The sequence below is a fragment of the Mesorhizobium sp. M0340 genome, from assembly GCF_040321535.1.
Classification (GTDB): domain Bacteria; phylum Pseudomonadota; class Alphaproteobacteria; order Rhizobiales; family Rhizobiaceae; genus Mesorhizobium.
This window is the reverse complement of record NZ_JAMYRR010000001.1, coordinates 329563-345055: the sequence shown is the minus strand read 5'-3', so window position 1 is coordinate 345055 and position 15493 is coordinate 329563. Positions and strand designations below refer to the sequence as shown.

The following is a 15493-nucleotide window of genomic DNA, read 5'->3' as shown; positions in this document are numbered from 1 at the left end:
CCGACGGCTTGGGAGGTCAGCGCAGCGCCTGCTTGGCGAGCTCGGCGACGATCTCGTAATTCTGTGGCGTGACGAAGCCGGCGCCGGTGTCGACATTCATCGGCGCAAGGCCGAGCACCACCTGCTGGCAGAGGCTGAGGATCGGCAGATATCCCTGCAGGAACGGCTGCTGGTCGGCTGTCAGTTGCACCCAGCCGCCCTTGAAGCCCTCGACGATCTGCGGGCTGGTGTCGAAGCCGAAGTTGAAGATATCGCCCGGCTTCCTGCCCGCCGCCTGCATGTAAGTCGGTACGTTGCCCAGCATCTGCCCGCCGGGATAGCCGACCGCCTTGACGTCTGGATTGTTGAGCAGTGCCGCGGTGATCACCGGAATTGCCAGATTGGGGTCGGAAGCCCATTCGCCGCTTGGCGGCGAGGAGAGCTGTATGACCTCGACGCCCGCCTCTTTGAGCGCGGCGACTGTGCCGCGTTCGCGCGCGCCGCGGCTCTCGTTCTCGAACGGGCCGATCATGATCGCCTTGTCGCCGGCCTTGAGCCCGGCCAGCTTGACCGCCTCGGCGCCGAGCGCGCGGCCCTGCTGCTCCTGCTGGGCGCCGACATAGCCGCCGCCGAACGCCGCCGTGACCGTCGGCACCGGCACGTTCTGGTACATCATCTTGATACCGTCCTTGTGTGCCTGTTCGGCCAGCGGCATGATCGCGGCGTCGCCGGGGTGGCCCATCATGGCGATGCCTTGGGGCTTGACCGCGACAGCCTCGCGCAATTGCTGCACCATCTTCTCGACATCCCACTGGGAAAAGATGTAGTCGACCTTCGGCCCAAGATCGGCTGCCGCCTGCTTGGCACCATTATAGACGATCGTGCCGAAGGCATCGCCCTCGGCGCCGCCGACGAAGAAGCGGATATGGACGTCCTTGCACCACTGGGCATCGAGCGCCTGCGCCGGCAAGGTCGAGAGTGCGGCGGCGAGCGCCATCGCGGCCGCGACGGTCGAGCGCAGAACTGTCCTTCTCATCGTAATGCTCATGCACTTATCCTCCCTTTGTTCCCTCGCTAGCCGAGGGGTTTTGACGATCGCTTCGGCAAGGCGCCGCAATCTTTCCCTGGCCGGCACCTCCCGCCGGCCGAGTTCTCACACCGGGTTCGGCAGGTAGCTCGCGCCTCCCCGGCATTGTTGGAGATAATCCAGCGCACGCGCCTGGCCGGTGATCTCGAGATCGCCGCGATAGACCGGGTCGTGCCAGCCCTCGATGTCGATGGCGCCCTTGTAGCCGGCCAGCCGCAGCTCGCTGATCACCCGCGTCCAGTCGCTGTCGCCGAAGCCCGGCGTGCGCATCTGCACGAACGGCAGGCGACCGAACACGCCATGTTCGCGGATCACGTCCCAGCGCACCGTCGCGTCCTTGCCGTGGACGTGGAAGATGCGCGGCGCCCATTTGCGGATCTGCGGGATCGGATCGATCAGATAGACCAGCTGATGGCAGGGCTCCCACTCCAGGCCGAGATTGTCGTCCGGCAACTCGTTGAACATCAACTCCCAGGCGTCCGGATTGTGGGCGATGTTCCAGTCGCCGCTGGCCCAGTTGCCGTCCATGGCGCAGTTCTCGAACGCGATGCGCACGCCCTTGTCGGCGGCACGCCTGGCCAACGGTCCCCAGACCTCGCGGAAACGCGGCAGGCTGTCGGGCAGCGGCTTGCCGCGAATGCGGCCGGTAAAGCCGCTGACCATATTGGTGCCGAACAGATGCGCGTTGTCGATGATCGTTTCCCACGCCTGGAGGACACCGCGATCGATCTCGCCGGTCTCCAGCGGATTGCCGAACACGCCGATCGACGAAACGATGACATCGGCATCGCCGATCGCCTCGCGGATCTCGCCCGCTAGCCGCGGAATGTCCTTGCCGCCCAGCGTCTGCCAGAAGAACGGCTGGATGCTCTCGAAGCCGAGCGGCAGTATCTGCCTGACATAGGCGGCCGGGTCGTCGAGATTGGCCCGCACCATTGTGCCGATCCTGATGTCAAGCAGCGGGTTTGGCATCATGATCCTTCCTGTGCAGCGATGGCGACCCGGCGCCCGGTCTCGGCGCTCTCGATCGCAGCGAAAACCATGGCCAGGCTCTTGATGTTGTCGGCGCCGCGCGTCTCCGGCTCGGTGCCGGTTTCGACGGCGCGGACGAAATCCTGGATGATGCCGAGATGGCCGCCGACGCGATCGGCCGGGTCGAGCGGCGGCACGGCTATCGGTTCGGTGCGGTCGAACAGGCCTTCACGGACCGGCCGCACGACTTCCGCCTTCAGCCCGTCCTCGCCGTCCCAGACAATGCTGCCGCGCTCGGCGACGATCCGCCATGTACTGTCCCAGCTGGTGCGGAAGCCGGCCGCGCACCAGCTGCCGGCATAGGTGAACAGCTTGCCGCCGCCGAGGTCGAAGCTTGCGGTTGCCGACGACCCTTGCCAATACCAGGAATTGGCCGGCTCCCACTCCTGGCAATAGACACCGGCCGGCTCGCCGGCCACCATGTAGCGGGCGGCATCGAATGTGTGGATCGCCATGTCGAGCAGCAGCACATGGCGCATCTCCTCGCGAAAGCCGCCGAAATGCGGCGCGACGAAGAACTCCGCGTGGATGCTGGTTGGCGCACCAATGGCGCCGGAATCGAGAAAGCGCCGAATGCGCCTGACATTGGCGACATAGCGGCGGTTCTGGACGACGGCATGGATACGCCCGGCGCTGCGGGCGGCCTCGACGATGGCACGCGCATTGTCCGGGCTGTCGGCGAGTGGCTTTTCGGTCAGCAGGTGGCAATTATGGGCAAAGGCGGAAAGCGCGACCTCGCGGCGGGCGGCGGGAACCACCACGTCGAATACCGCGTCGGGCCTGGTCTGGTCGAGCACGGCGTCGAGGTCGGTTCCAATGATGGCGCTCGAAAGCTCGTATTCGCGCGCCCTCGCCCGCGCCCTTTCGACATCGATATCAACCAGGCCGACGATGGCGAGCCCGTCGATCTGCCTGGCTGCATCGAGCCAGGCCTTGCTCATCGCGCCGCAGCCGACCAGGACGACATTGATCATCCAGTGCTCCTCCCTCTCGGCCCCTCCAGACCGATCGTTACGGCGTTCACGGCAGGGCCGTGAATGTTTTTCCGTAAACGTTTACGAGAACACACCCGATGGCGTAGAATGTCAATCGGCCGATAGCGAAAAACGTGATGCCGGCTTGGCCTGAAGAGCAGCCGGTGCTAGCCAAGCAAGGGGGAGAACTGTCCTTTGGCGTCCAGCATTCACGACCTTGCGCGTCACCTGAACATTTCGATCGGCACGGTGTCGCGCGCGCTCAACGGCCGCGCCGACGTCAACGCCGACACACGCCAGCGCGTGCTCGATGCAGCCAAGAAGCTGAATTATTCGCCGAACCAGTCCGGCCGCAGTTTGCGGCGCGGCGCCACCCATTCGATCGCCTTCATGCTGCAGCCGCATCCGGGCGATCAGGAATATGGCGAGCCGTTCTTCATTCCGTTCCTGACCGGGTTGCAGGCCAAGCTCGCCGAAAGCGGACTCGACCTGATCGTGGTGATGGGCGCGCCGGGCGACTATCAGCAGGAGCGCCTGCGCCGTGTCGTCGAGACCCGGCGGGCCGATGCGGTGGTGCTGGCCTGGACGCGGCGCGAGGACGAGCGCATCGACTATCTGACCCAGGCCGGTTTCCCTTTCGCAACGCTCGGCCGCAGCCGCTCCGGCGGCGATGCCTACCCCTCGCTCGACCTCGACTTCGAAAAAGCCGGTGCTGACGCGGTCGATCGTCTTGTCGCGCGCGGTCACCGCCGCATCGCGGCCATCCGCCCGTCGCTCGATCTCAATTTCGGCTATCTGTTCCTCGCCGGCTATCGCAAGGCGTTGCGGCGGCACGGCATCGAATTCGACCCCGAGTTGATCGCCGACGGCTTCATCAACGAGGCCGGCGGCTACGCGGTGACGCCGAAGGTCATGCGCTCCAAGGACCCGCCGACCGCCATCATCTTCAACAATGACGCGATGGCGCTTGGCGGCTGCAAGGCTTTGGCCGAGGCGGGCATCAAGCCCGGCCACGACATCGCGGTGATCGTCATCGTCGACACCCCGCTCTGCCGCTATTTTTCGCCGGCGCTGACCGGCTTCCGCCCGGCGCTTGAGCCGATGGGTGAGCGGCTGGCCGAAATGCTGCTGGCATCGATCCCGGCTTACGCCGGCGCCGAAGGCGCACGCATCATCCGTGAAGTCTGGCCGCTGCAGCTGATCGCGCGCGACAGCGACTGACCGTGGCACTTCCCTTCTCCCCTTGGGGAGAAGGTGGCCGAGCCCACGGGTCTTGCCTTCGGCAAGCCAGAGGACAGGCTCAGCTCGGTCGGATGAGGGTGCTCCAGCTCGGCACCGAGGCACTCCGTCCAGCACCCCTCTTCCGTCTCGGCGCTGCGTGCCGATCCACCTTCTCCCACAAGGGACGAAGGAACAAGCGCCCTCTGTCACGCAAGTATCATGTTCGCGTCCTAGACCTTTTTCGGAAAGCGCTGGCGGCATGTCGATGCGACGCCCGCTTCGGCTGTCTTGTCACAAAGAGGATTTCCATGAAAAACCTGCACCGAAACGCGTCCCTCGCGGTCGCGCTGGCGATGGTCACCGCCTTGACTCCGGCCTTGGCTGAAAACGCAGCGACCGTCGGCGGCGTCAGCTTCGTCAACAAGGGCCTGGTCGGTGTCGGTCGCATCCCGGCCAGCCAAAGGGACAAGTTCGGCGAGACGTTTGGCTCCGGCTCGGGCATGGCGATCGACGCTGCCGGCTGGACGCATGGCGCCGATGGCTATAAGGGCTCGCTGTGGCTGCTGCCGGATCGTGGCTACAATGTCGTCGGCACCACCGATTACCGTCCGCGCATCAACACGATTGCCATCGAATTCGCCCCGATCGCACCGGGTGCGGCACCAGCCGCCGGCCAGGAACAGTCGGGCCTCAAGGCAACCCTTGCCGACACCATGCTTTTGACCGACGACAAGGGCGCCGACGCAACCGGCCTCGATCCGCTCAACGGCGTGCGCGCCGCGACCGACGACATGCCGATCCTGCCCGAAGCCAACGGCAAGCTCGCGCTCGATAACGAGGCGATCGTGCGGCTGCCCGACGGCACCATGTTCATCTCGGACGAATATGGTCCGAACATCTACCACTTCTCCGCCGATGGGCGTCTGATGTCGGCAACGCAGTCGCCGGCGGCGCTTGTCCCGATGCGTCATGGAACGCCGAACTTCGCGTCCAACAATCCGGGACCGGGCGCGGCAGACCCAGATCCGACGGATCCCGAAACCGGCCGTCAGAACAACCAGGGCCTCGAAGGCATGGCACTGACGCCGGACGGGAAGTTCCTGATCGCTGTGCTGCAATCGGCCCCCAGACAGGATGGCGGCGATTCCGCTTCGACGCGCCAGAACACGCGCGCGCTGGTCTACGATGCCTCGGATCCGGCCCAACTCAAGCTTGCGCATGAATATGTTGTGCCGCTGCCGGTGTTCACCGATGCCAAGGGCAAGACCAAGATTGCCGCGCAGAGCGAAATCGTGGCTCTGTCGGACAAGACCTTCCTGATGCTGGCGCGCGACAGCGGCAACGGCCAGGGGGTGAAGGGCGACACCTCGCTCTATCGCGAGATCAGCGTCGTCGATGTGTCGGCGGCAACCGACATCGCCGGCACCGAGTTCGACAAGGACAAGCCGGTTGCGCCCAAAGGTGAGCTCGATCCCTCGGTGACGCCGGCCAAGCTGACGCCGTTCATCGACATCAACGACAAGACCGAGCTCGGCCGCTTCGGGCTGCACAATGGCGCGCCCAATGACCGCAACAACCTTTCGGAGAAGTGGGAGGCGATGTCGGTGGTGAGCGTCCTCGATCCAACACGGCCCGACGACTATTTCCTGTTCGTCGCCAACGACAATGACTTTCTCACCCAGGACGGCTTCCAGGTCGGCGCGGCCTACAAGGCCGAAGATGGCGCCGATGTCGACACGATGTTCCTGGTCTATCAGGTCACGCTTCCAGGCCTCGCCGGGAAGTAGCGACACCCCCCGGCCGGCGGAGGCGCCTACCGCGGCCGCCTGCCTGGCACGATCGAACGGTCGGGCCCTTCAGTTGCGGCTCGCCGGGACAAGGATTGTGTTCTAGTGGGTTTGCAAAACCTAAGACTGATGATCCGTCGACGGCACTTACCTCAACATCTCCGCGTCCTTTGGCACGCCCGCATCGATCGGCTCGGCCGTCCTGTCCGACACGGCGGCGATCTTCCCGGCGGCCGACAGGTTCGGGCGCACGAAGACCGGCGCGACGCCGTCGACGCGGCTGTAGAGGTCGATAATATCCTGATTCATGAAGCGCACACAGCCGGAGGAAGCGTTCTTCCCGATGGAATCCCACTCCGGCGTGCCGTGCAGCCGGTACATCGTGTCCTTGCCGTCGCGGAAGAGATATAGCGCGCGTGCGCCCAGCGGGCTGTGCGGGCCGGGCGGCATGCCGTCCTTGTATTTCGCCAGTTCCGGCCGGCGCTGGATCATCTCCGGCGGCGGCGTCCAGACCGGCCACTTCTTCCTCGCCTGAACCACGGCGCTGCCGGTCCATCCGAAACCGGCCTTGCCGAGGCTGACGCCATAGCGAATTGCCTTGCCGCCGTCGCGCACCAGATAGAGGAAGTGCTCGGAGGTATCGACGACGATCGTGCCGGGTTTTTCTCCGGTCGGATCGGACACGATTTGGCGCACGAATTTCGGATCGACCTTGGCTACCGGGATTGCCGGCAGTTGATAGCCCTCGTCGACGCGCGCCGCATACATACTTGCGGCATCGCCGAAAGCCGGATCGCTTGGCGCCGCGGTCACTGGCGGCGCCGCTACGTCCGTCGTGGTGCACGCCGAAAGAGCCACGGAGGCCGCGCCCAAAGCGGATGCACCAAGAAACGCACGCCGGTTCAGGCGCTCAAAAAACAGCGGAATATCGGACATGAACCCCCGGCTTGCCCATGAGATCTAGGAAAGATGCGGCCCCACGCGTGCAGGATCAATATACGATTCCGGAAGCTTTGAGAACATGATTGGATCAAGGCACGCCAGGCGGAATTCGCAACGCTGCGTCGACCTGTCTCGTTAAATCGGCAATCATTGCGGACCGGACTCAAGATAAGCCTTCGCCGAGTTGCCTGCCATGGACGACAAGATGCCCGCACGCCGGCGGACCAGCGACCTCACCAGTGGACCTATCCCGCGTACATTGCTGCTGTTCGCCCTGCCGGTGCTCGGCTCCAATGTTCTGCAGTCGCTCAACGGCTCAATCAATGCCGTCTGGGTCGGTCGTTTCCTCGGCGAAGCGGCGCTGACCGCCACGTCCAATGCCAACCTCGTGCTGTTTCTCATCCTCGGCACCGTCTTCGGCATCGGCATGGCGGCGACCATCCTGGTCGCGCAATCGGTCGGCGCCCGCGATCTGCCCGAAGCCCGCCGCATCGTCGGCACCAGTGCCACCTTCTTCTTCCTTGTCTCGGTGGTGTTCGCGGTCTGCGGCTGGATCTGGGTCGATACAATCCTCAATGCGCTCGGCACGCCGGCCGATGCGTTGCCGCTGGCGCGTTCCTATCTGCGTATCATTTTTCTCGCCGTACCGATGATGAACCTGCTGTCCTTCGTCATGACGGTGCTGCGCGGCGCCGGCGATTCGCGCACGCCTTTCCTATTCATGGCGCTGGCCGTCGTGCTCGACGTCATTTTGAACCCGTTGCTTATTCTCGGCATCGGCCCGTTCCCCGAACTCGGCATCGCCGGCTCGGCCACCTCGACGCTGATCGGCCAGACGGTAAGCGTGCTTGCCATCCTGATCGTGCTTTATGCGCGCAAGCACCCGCTGCGGCTGGCCGGCGCCAATCTTGCTCTGCTGCGGCCGGACCCGGCGCTGCTGCGCATTGTCGTCTTCAAGGGCGTGCCGATGGGCCTGCAGATGATCGTCGTCTCGTCCGCGGCGCTGACTGTGATGGGCATGGTCAATGCCTACGGCTCGCAGGTCGCGGCTGCCTACGGCATAGCCGCCCAGCTCTGGACCTATATCCAGATGCCGGCGCTCGCCATCGGCGCCGCGGTCTCGTCCATGGCGGCGCAAAATGTCGGCGCCGGGCGCTGGGACCGGATCGGCCGCATCGCCGCGTCCGGCGTCGGCTTCAACCTTGTGCTTACCGGCGTGCTTGTCGCGCTGCTGTTCGTATTCGATCGCGCGGTGCTCAGCCTCTTCCTCAGCAGCGACAGTGCAGCGATCGACATCGCCACTCACATCAACAAAGTCGCATCCTGGTCCTTCATCCTGTTCGGCATCACCATCGTGCTCTTCGCCACTGTGCGTGCCACGGGCGCGGTGATGCCGCCGCTGATCATCCTGGTGATCTCGGTACTTCTGGTGCGCACCAGCTTCGCCTATTTCTTTCGAAGTGCGATCGGTGAGGAAGCGTTGTGGTGGAGCTTTCCGGCCGGCTCGATAACCTCGCTCGTGCTGGCCACGGCCTATTATCGCTTCGGCCGTTGGCGCAGCGTGCACATGATCGAGAGCCGGCCGGCTGCCGGCGAACCGCCGGATACCGGCCTCGGCGTGCCGCGCCAGCGCGCGCATCTTTCGCCCGAGACGCCGAACGGCTGAAAGGCCGGCTCAGCGCGCATATTTCGCGCCGAACCCGAGCGCCACCAGGGAAAAGATAACCATCATGCCGGCAAAGGCCCCGCTTGCCACGGTCGCGCTTGTCATGGTCGACAGGACGCCGATGCCGATCACCGGCAGCGCGTTGCCGCAAAAACAGCAGATGAAGAAGGCCGAGACGACTTCGGCGCGCCGGTCCGCTGGCGCGATCTCGTTTACCACTTGCAAACCGCCGCGATAACCGAGCGCTGCCGCCACGCCGCACAAGGCGGTCCCGGCAATCATTGTGGCCATCGATGCGAAGACCTGCGCCGCAACAATCAGCGCGACGGTTGGAATCATCAGCGCAAGCGCCGCGAACATCGCGGCTCTGCTCGAAAGACGTGCCGTCGCTACAATGGTGGCGGCCGTCACGATCGCCAATTCAAAGAACAGAGCGCCCGCTTCAGCATGGTTGGTTACCTGCAGCTGCTGCGCCAAAATGCTCGGTGCGAGCGCTGCATAAAAGCCGACCAGCGCCATTGCGCCAAAGCCGGTCACCGCCGGCGCAACGAAACTTGCGCGGATGGCATCGGGCACGGAAAGGCGCGGCCGCATCGAAACGTCAGCCAGTTTCCCCGGCCGCGAAACGGTTTCCTGCGTGCGCCAGACCAGCAGGGTTACAGTCGCGAGCATCGCCAGGTAGACGACGAATGTCAGCCTGAGCGGCCAAGGCGCGTATTCGGCGAGCAACCCGGCCCCCAGCGCACCAAGGCCGAGACCGAGGAAATTGGTGCTGGTGGCAATCGTCGCCGCCCGTGACTTGTCGTCGGTCGGGAGCAATTCGGCAAGCCAGGCGGTGCCGGTACCCGCGCCGACGCCGATTCCTAATCCGCTCAGAATTCGGGCGACGTCGAGCCAGGCGACATTTTCGGCGAACAGGAAAACCACCGCGCTAACGACGGCCACCGCCATTCCGGCCAACGCCATCGGACGGCGCCCGATGACATCTGACACACGCCCCAACATCAGCAGCGCCGCCAGATTGCCGATGACATAGACGGCGTAGACCAGCGTCAAAGTGATCTGCGAGAAGCCGAAGACCTGCTTGTAGATGATGTAAAGCGGCGTCAGCGCGGTGCTGCCGGCGAAAAGAGCCGCGATCATGGCGGCCACGGCGGCCGCTGCAGCGCGCCCGCCGAGTTCGTAATCGCGCGTCATGACTTGAGCGTGAGCAGTCATTTTTCGGACCTTTTTGCTGTTCGGGATCTGACACCCTAACGCCTTCTTTTCGTCAGCCGTTCCCCCTCCCCGACTTGCTCCTGACAATTTTGGCAGCTTTGCGATGGCGCTGAGCGAGATCCTCTTTTAACTTCAGCGGATTGTCAGGGGAGATTGATGGGCAAGGGACGAGTCGAGGCATTCACCGATGGCGTGGTCGCCATCATCATCACCATCATGGTGCTGGAATTGAAGGTGCCGCATGGCGAGGATTTTTCCGCGCTGGCGCCACTCTGGCCGGTATTCCTCAGCTATGTGCTGTCCTTCATCAATGTCGGCATCTACTGGAACAATTTGCACAACATGTTCCATACCGTGCAGCGGGTCGACGGGCGCGTGCTGTGGGCGAACCTCAACCTGCTGTTCTGGCTATCGCTGATGCCGGCGACGACAGCCTTCATGGGTGAGAATCATTTCGCGCCGGTGCCGGTCGCCGTTTATGGCGTCGACCTGGCGCTCTGCGCCATCGGCTTCAACATCCTCACCATAGCCCTGCATCGGCTGCACGGCAGCGAAACCCTCTTCGCCAGGGCTTTGGGCAATGACCTCAAGGGAAAAATCTCGCTGGCCCTCTATATCGCCGCCGTCGCGCTGACCTTCGTCAATCACTGGATCGGTGTCTCGATCTATGTCCTGGTGGCGATGGTCTGGCTAGTGCCGGACAGGCGCTTCGAGCGGCTAATCGAGAAATAGGCAGACCAAGATCCCGAACCGAAGGACCGCGTCAACGAAAAGTGGATGCCGGTTTTCGGAAAAGATCATGAGAAGATAGAGCCCATACCGAATTTTATCGAATGGAACAGGCTCTAGCCTCGCATTTCTTTGAGCTTTTCCGCTACCGAAGCGGCAAGGTCGGCGTAGCGCTCCTCCAGCCGCTCGGCCGCTTTGATCACTGAAAAATCATGGCCGAATTTTTCCAGCGCCATGCGCAGCTTTTCGACGAATTCGGCCTGTTTTTCGAGCGCCGAAAACAGCGTTTTCACTTGCGCTTCGCTGATGTCGGGGTTGGCAAGCATTTGCGGCACTTCGCGGCTCATCTGGTCGCCGGTTGCGGTCTGTTCTTTCAGGATCTCGATCCAGTCGGTCAATCGTCAGTCTCCTTTTCGATATCAGCATGCGCAGCGCCCGCCGACGCGGTCAACCCGAAGATGTCGCACCGGCTTGCGCGAGCCTCTTTCCGCGCTAAGTTCGCCGCGGCCAGAACAGGAGAAAATCATGACCACCGACGCCGAGATCCAGACCGCCCTGCCCGCACTTGCCTCCGGTAATGTCGCCGTCATCACCGGCGCGGCCAGCGGCATCGGCCTCGCCGCGGCCAAACGGCTGGCGGCGATGGGCATGAAGATCGTGCTGGCCGATATCGGCGCCGCACGCCTCGATGAGGCCCGACATGCCGTCGCTACCTTCGCCGGCGAGAGCGCCGTGCTTGCCGTCGCCACTGACGTCTCGAAAGCCGACGACCTCGAACGGCTGGCCCAAAGGACATTCGACACCTTCGGCGACGTCTCGCTTCTGATGAACAATGCCGGCGTCGGCAACAACCCCGGGAAGCCGTGGGAGAACCGTGACGCCTGGAAGCGACTGCTGGACATCAATTTCTGGGGTGTCGTCCATGGCGTCGAGGCCTTCGCGCCGCGCATGCTGGCGGCGGGAAAGCCCGGCCTGATCGTCAACACCGGCTCCAAGCAAGGCATTACCACGCCGCCAGGCAACCTCGCCTACAACGTCTCCAAGGCTGGCGTGAAGACCTATACCGAGGGCCTTGCACACGCGCTGCGCAATGAGCCCGGCGCAAACGTCGCGGCGCATCTGCTCATTCCGGGGTTCACTTTTACCGGCCTGACCGAAGGCGCCACCGAAAAGCCGGCCGGCGCCTGGACCGGCGAGCAGGTCATCGACTTCATGCTGGCCTCGCTGCTGCGTGGCGATTTCTACATCCTGTGTCCCGATAACGAGGCGACCCGGTCCATGGACGAAAAGCGCATGGCCTGGGCGATTGGCGACATCATCGAGAACCGCCCTGCCCTGTCGCGCTGGCACCCGGGGTACAAGGAAGCCTTTGCAGCATTCATGGAATGATCCCGCGACCGTTCGGGCAGGAACCCGGACAACAAGCTCGCTCACGCCGCCGCGTGCTTCTTCGCGTTGCGTTTTTTAGCCACCGCCTTGGCTGCGGCCATGTCGGCGATCTGTTCGTCGTGCCGCTTCGCCGCGCGTTCACATTTGGCGCGGATTTCCTCGAGCTCGGATTCGGTCAGGTGCTCGATGCCGATAAAGGTATTCTTGGCTTTGCTGACGCGGATCAGCTCGTCAAGCTTGGCCTGGATCGCCGCGCTGTCGCGGTTCTGGGTGTTCTGGATGAGAAACACCATCAGGAAGGTGACGATCGTGGTGCCGGTATTGATGACGAGTTGCCAGGTATCGGAAAAGCCGAAGACCGGACCGCTTACCGCCCAGACCACAATGATCAGGAAACAGACGGCAAACGTCGGCGGCAGACCGGCAAGATGGGCGATATAGTTGGCGATCCTGGTGAACAGCTTTTCGATCATGGCAGGGAGAAACAATCGGCAACTGCTTCGAGTTCCCTGCGAGGAGGAATTCACTGTCAAACCGTGCACGCGCCGCGCTCGCAACGATCAGGTAGCGTCGTTTTCCCAGCGGTCGAGGAAAGCCTCGATGGGCAAGGCCTGCATGTCGGGGACTGCCCTGGCCAGTTTCTCGACCGGCCAGTCCCACCAGGCAAGACGTTCGATCCGGGCCGCAGTTCCCGCACTAAAGCGCTGCCGCAATGGCCTGGCCGGAACGCCGGCGACGATTGCATAGGCCGGCACGTCTCGCGTCACCACCGCATTGGCACCGACGATCGCGCCGTTGCCGATCGCCATGCCAGGCATGATCACGGCGCCGTGGCCGATCCAGACATCATGGCCGATGCTGACGGCTCTCGCCCGCCGCCGGTCGCGGAATGCCTGATCGACACCCAGCCAGCGGAAGTACTCGTTGGGCCGGTAGCTGATTTTGTGCTGCGTCAGCCGCTCGACCGGATGCTCCAGCGCATTGATGCGGCTGTTGGCGGCAATCGAGCAGAATTTGCCGATCGTCGTATAGATCGCCTCGGCGTGGCGCTCGAAGTAGGAAAAGTCGCCGACCATCACCTCGCGCAGGATGACCCGCTCGCCGATCGATGCGTAGCGTCCAAGCTTGCAGGCCTTCAGTTCCGCCGTCGGATGGATGCGCGGCTCGGGATCTTTCAGGACAAGGTGTTCGGGACGGTCCATGCGGGCGCTTTACGCCCGCGCGCATAGTCTCGCAAGCCGAGTGCAGCGCCGCGCATCCGTTTGGACGCGCCAAGGACCCCGGAGCACCTTCAGTCTCTATTTCGGCTTGCCGCTGGTCCACACCACGTTCTGGCCATAGAGCGGCACGGTGGTGACCGACATTTTTGCCGAGCCATCCTGCACCTGGCGCGAATGCGAGAGGTAGATCAGCGTCTCGTTGGCCTTGTCGTAGATGCGGTTCACCACCTGCTTTTTCCAGATCAGGCTGATGCCTTGCTTGAACACCTCCTCGCCGGCCTCGCTCATGTCGATGTCGCCAATGGTGATCGGCCCGGTCTGGCGGCAGGAGATCGAGGAATCGGACGGGTCCTCGAACCAGTTGCCTTTCTGCAGGCGGTCAATCATGCCACGGTCGAAATAGGAGACGTGGCAAGTCACTCCCTCGACCTTCGGATCCTTGATCGCCTCGACGATGATGTCGTTGCCGAGCCAATCGACACCGACCTTGCCGACTTCCTCGGCGGCGGCGGCGCCAGCGCCAATGACAAGGCATGCGGCTAACGCGCCGCCAATCAGTTTTCGCAAAGAGGCCTCCTGCGGTTCGAATTTTGCCGACCTCAGGTGGGACGAACGGCCGCGCTTTGCAAGCAGATCGCCTCCCACAGCATTGCCGGTTGCGGCAACGCGACATCTTTGCGTCGGCGCGACCGAACCGCTAAGAGTGTTCGCCAAGCCAGGGCTTCATGGCGCCAATCCGGCGCCCGATGGAAATGACGACGGACTTCACTGATGATGCGTTCAATTCTGGTCGGTATTCTCGTCCTGATGGCCGCTGGCATCGGCTGGTTAACGTTCGACTGGTACCGCGGACATTATGGCGGCGAGCCGTTCGGAGCTCCGTTCACGCTGGTCGACCAGAAGGGCGCACCGGTCACCGAAGCCGCCTTTCGCGGCCACCCCAGCGTCGTCTTTTTCGGCTTCACGCATTGTCCGGAAGTCTGCCCGACCACGCTTTTCGAGTTGGCCGGCTGGCTGAAGACGATGGGCGACGACGGCAAGAACCTGCGCGCCTATTTCGTTACGGTCGACCCGGAGCGCGATACGCCCGAAATCATGAACGCCTATATCAGCAATTTCTCCGATCGCATCCTCGGCATCACCGGCGATCCGGACAAGGTCCACGCCATGGCCAAGTCCTTCGGCATCTACTGGAAGAAAGTCGAAACGAACGACGGCGACTACACGATGGACCACACCGCTTCGGTGCTGCTGCTCAATGCCAAGGGCGATTTCGCCGGCACCATTGCCTATGGCGAAAGCCCGGACGCCGCCATCGCCAAGCTCAAGCGGCTGGCGGCGGAAGGTTGACGTATCAAGAAATGACGCAGACGCGTTTGTATTTCACCGCGGGCAAGATCGAGGCTGATCGCATCTTCGCGGCGCTCGGTGCGGCGTTCGACGATGAGGGCCTGCCGGTTGCGGTGCTCGAGGTCGACGAGGACCGCGATATCCACGAAGTATCGCTCTATGCCTACGACGACGTCGATGCGGTCGAGGCCCGGCTTAGGGACATCCTGGCCGGACTGTCGCTGTCGAAACCGATAGAACGAGAAGCGCTGCCCGACATCGACTGGGTGGCGCGCTCGCTGGAGGGATTGAAGCCGGTACGGGCCGGGCGCTTCTTCGTCCATGGCGCGCATGACCGCAGGAAGCGCCACAGCGGCGAACTCGCCATCGAGATCGAGGCCGGCCTTGCCTTCGGCACCGGCCATCACGGCACCACCGCCGGCTGCCTCGAAATGCTGGAGCAGGTCATACAGCGCGAGCATCCGCGCAACGCGCTCGACCTTGGCACTGGCAGCGCGGTGCTCGCCATCGCGGTGGCCAAGCTCGCGCATGTTCCGGTGCTGGCAACGGACATCGACCCGGTCGCCGTCAAGGTGGCCGCTGCCAATGCGCGGCTGAACCAGGTCAAGGGGCTCATTGAAACGGTAGCGGCGCCCGGTTTTCATCATCCGATCTTTGCCGCGCGTGCGCCCTTCGACCTGATCGTCGCAAACATATTGGCGCGGCCGCTGATGCGTCTGGCACCGCAAATGGCCGGGCATATCGCGCTCGGTGGCTCGATTGTTTTGTCGGGCATCCTCGAGCGCCAGCGCGATGCGGTAATCGCGGCCTATGTCGGCCAGAAATTCCGGCACGTCCGCACCTTGCATCGCGAGGGCTGGGTGACGATTCACCTCAAGCGCTGAGGCGCGACGCTTTCA

16 protein-coding genes are annotated in these 15493 nt (G+C 63.5%); 7 read left to right on the top strand and 9 right to left on the bottom strand.

Features of this window, described 5'->3' with window-relative positions:
- Positions 1-16: 16 nt before the first annotated feature.
- The 3 genes from NKI79_RS01755 to NKI79_RS01745 all read right to left on the bottom strand — a co-directional run bounded on the left by NKI79_RS01755 (position 17) and on the right by NKI79_RS01745 (position 3072).
- Positions 17-1027, bottom strand: coding sequence for a substrate-binding domain-containing protein (locus NKI79_RS01755; RefSeq protein WP_352799543.1), 1011 nt, complete (start codon positions 1025-1027; stop codon positions 17-19).
- Positions 1028-1132: 105 nt separating this feature from the next.
- Complete coding sequence (locus NKI79_RS01750; protein ID WP_352799541.1) at positions 1133-2041, bottom strand: sugar phosphate isomerase/epimerase family protein; 909 nt, start codon at positions 2039-2041, stop codon at positions 1133-1135.
- Positions 2038-3072 (bottom strand): Gfo/Idh/MocA family protein, encoded by a 1035-nt coding sequence (locus tag NKI79_RS01745; protein ID WP_352799539.1) that lies wholly within the window; start codon positions 3070-3072, stop codon positions 2038-2040. Before NKI79_RS01745 ends, NKI79_RS01750 begins: the two co-directional genes overlap by 4 nt.
- A 195-nt stretch (positions 3073-3267) precedes the next feature.
- On the opposite strand from NKI79_RS01745, the gene NKI79_RS01740 reads away from it, so the two are divergent.
- Both NKI79_RS01740 and NKI79_RS01735 read left to right on the top strand, forming a co-directional pair.
- Entirely contained in the window at positions 3268-4293 is a 1026-nt protein-coding gene (locus NKI79_RS01740) for a LacI family DNA-binding transcriptional regulator (protein WP_352475350.1), read from the top strand.
- Positions 4294-4601: 308 nt separating this feature from the next.
- Positions 4602-6080 carry an esterase-like activity of phytase family protein gene (locus NKI79_RS01735; protein WP_352799537.1) on the top strand — a complete coding sequence of 493 codons (1479 nt, stop codon included), beginning with the start codon at positions 4602-4604 and terminating at the stop codon, positions 6078-6080.
- Between the two features lie 147 nt (positions 6081-6227).
- On the opposite strand, the gene NKI79_RS01730 is transcribed toward NKI79_RS01735, so the two are convergent.
- Positions 6228-7016, bottom strand: a complete 789-nt coding sequence (locus NKI79_RS01730) for a L,D-transpeptidase (RefSeq protein ID WP_352481524.1) — start codon at positions 7014-7016, stop codon at positions 6228-6230.
- Between the two features lie 199 nt (positions 7017-7215).
- Between NKI79_RS01730 and NKI79_RS01725 the strand changes: the two genes are divergently transcribed.
- Complete coding sequence (locus NKI79_RS01725; RefSeq protein ID WP_352639763.1) at positions 7216-8688, top strand: MATE family efflux transporter; 1473 nt, start codon at positions 7216-7218, stop codon at positions 8686-8688.
- Positions 8689-8697: 9 nt separating this feature from the next.
- On the opposite strand, the gene NKI79_RS01720 is transcribed toward NKI79_RS01725, so the two are convergent.
- Positions 8698-9885 carry an MFS transporter gene (locus tag NKI79_RS01720; protein ID WP_352799535.1) on the bottom strand — a complete coding sequence of 396 codons (1188 nt, stop codon included), beginning with the start codon at positions 9883-9885 and terminating at the stop codon, positions 8698-8700.
- Positions 9886-10062: 177 nt separating this feature from the next.
- Here NKI79_RS01720 and NKI79_RS01715 point away from each other — a divergent pair, with 177 nt between their 5' ends.
- The gene (locus tag NKI79_RS01715; protein WP_352475354.1) at positions 10063-10638 is read left to right on the top strand and encodes a TMEM175 family protein; all 576 of its coding nucleotides are present in this window, start codon (positions 10063-10065) and stop codon (positions 10636-10638) included.
- A gap of 113 nt (positions 10639-10751) precedes the next feature.
- On the opposite strand, the gene NKI79_RS01710 is transcribed toward NKI79_RS01715, so the two are convergent.
- Positions 10752-11033 (bottom strand): hypothetical protein, encoded by a 282-nt coding sequence (locus NKI79_RS01710; protein WP_023721174.1) that lies wholly within the window; start codon positions 11031-11033, stop codon positions 10752-10754.
- A gap of 127 nt (positions 11034-11160) precedes the next feature.
- On the opposite strand from NKI79_RS01710, the gene NKI79_RS01705 reads away from it, so the two are divergent.
- On the top strand, positions 11161-12024 hold the full coding sequence (locus NKI79_RS01705; protein ID WP_352799533.1) for an SDR family NAD(P)-dependent oxidoreductase: 864 nt from the start codon (positions 11161-11163) through the stop codon (positions 12022-12024).
- Positions 12025-12065: 41 nt separating this feature from the next.
- On the opposite strand, the gene NKI79_RS01700 is transcribed toward NKI79_RS01705, so the two are convergent.
- From NKI79_RS01700 to NKI79_RS01690, 3 genes are all read right to left on the bottom strand, one after another.
- Positions 12066-12497, bottom strand: a complete 432-nt coding sequence (locus NKI79_RS01700; RefSeq protein ID WP_254819100.1) for a low affinity iron permease family protein — start codon at positions 12495-12497, stop codon at positions 12066-12068.
- Between the two features lie 87 nt (positions 12498-12584).
- The gene (locus NKI79_RS01695) at positions 12585-13226 is read right to left on the bottom strand and encodes a DapH/DapD/GlmU-related protein (protein ID WP_352799531.1); all 642 of its coding nucleotides are present in this window, start codon (positions 13224-13226) and stop codon (positions 12585-12587) included.
- A gap of 96 nt (positions 13227-13322) precedes the next feature.
- On the bottom strand, positions 13323-13811 hold the full coding sequence (locus NKI79_RS01690; RefSeq protein WP_254818969.1) for a CreA family protein: 489 nt from the start codon (positions 13809-13811) through the stop codon (positions 13323-13325).
- A 204-nt stretch (positions 13812-14015) separates the two neighbouring features.
- On the opposite strand from NKI79_RS01690, the gene NKI79_RS01685 reads away from it, so the two are divergent.
- Positions 14016-14594 (top strand): SCO family protein, encoded by a 579-nt coding sequence (locus NKI79_RS01685; protein WP_352475357.1) that lies wholly within the window; start codon positions 14016-14018, stop codon positions 14592-14594.
- An 11-nt stretch (positions 14595-14605) separates the two neighbouring features.
- Positions 14606-15478, top strand: a complete 873-nt coding sequence (locus NKI79_RS01680) for a 50S ribosomal protein L11 methyltransferase (protein WP_352799529.1) — start codon at positions 14606-14608, stop codon at positions 15476-15478.
- The last annotated feature ends 15 nt before the right edge of the window (positions 15479-15493 follow it).

Excerpts from the sequence above, each read along its gene's own strand:
- NKI79_RS01755 (WP_352799543.1), bottom strand. The coding sequence starts at position 1,027 with ATGAGCATTACGATGAGAAGGACAGTTCTGCGCTCGACCGTCGCGGCC.
- NKI79_RS01750 (WP_352799541.1), bottom strand. The coding sequence starts at position 2,041 with ATGATGCCAAACCCGCTGCTTGACATCAGGATCGGCACAATGGTGCGG.
- NKI79_RS01745 (WP_352799539.1), bottom strand. The coding sequence starts at position 3,072 with ATGATCAATGTCGTCCTGGTCGGCTGCGGCGCGATGAGCAAGGCCTGG.
- NKI79_RS01735 (WP_352799537.1), top strand. The coding sequence starts at position 4,602 with ATGAAAAACCTGCACCGAAACGCGTCCCTCGCGGTCGCGCTGGCGATG.
- NKI79_RS01730 (WP_352481524.1), bottom strand. The coding sequence starts at position 7,016 with ATGTCCGATATTCCGCTGTTTTTTGAGCGCCTGAACCGGCGTGCGTTT.
- NKI79_RS01725 (WP_352639763.1), top strand. The coding sequence starts at position 7,216 with ATGGACGACAAGATGCCCGCACGCCGGCGGACCAGCGACCTCACCAGT.
- NKI79_RS01720 (WP_352799535.1), bottom strand. The coding sequence starts at position 9,885 with ATGACGCGCGATTACGAACTCGGCGGGCGCGCTGCAGCGGCCGCCGTG.
- NKI79_RS01715 (WP_352475354.1), top strand. The coding sequence starts at position 10,063 with ATGGGCAAGGGACGAGTCGAGGCATTCACCGATGGCGTGGTCGCCATC.
- NKI79_RS01705 (WP_352799533.1), top strand. The coding sequence starts at position 11,161 with ATGACCACCGACGCCGAGATCCAGACCGCCCTGCCCGCACTTGCCTCC.
- NKI79_RS01700 (WP_254819100.1), bottom strand. The coding sequence starts at position 12,497 with ATGATCGAAAAGCTGTTCACCAGGATCGCCAACTATATCGCCCATCTT.
- NKI79_RS01695 (WP_352799531.1), bottom strand. The coding sequence starts at position 13,226 with ATGGACCGTCCCGAACACCTTGTCCTGAAAGATCCCGAGCCGCGCATC.
- NKI79_RS01685 (WP_352475357.1), top strand. The coding sequence starts at position 14,016 with ATGATGCGTTCAATTCTGGTCGGTATTCTCGTCCTGATGGCCGCTGGC.
- NKI79_RS01680 (WP_352799529.1), top strand. The coding sequence starts at position 14,606 with ATGACGCAGACGCGTTTGTATTTCACCGCGGGCAAGATCGAGGCTGAT.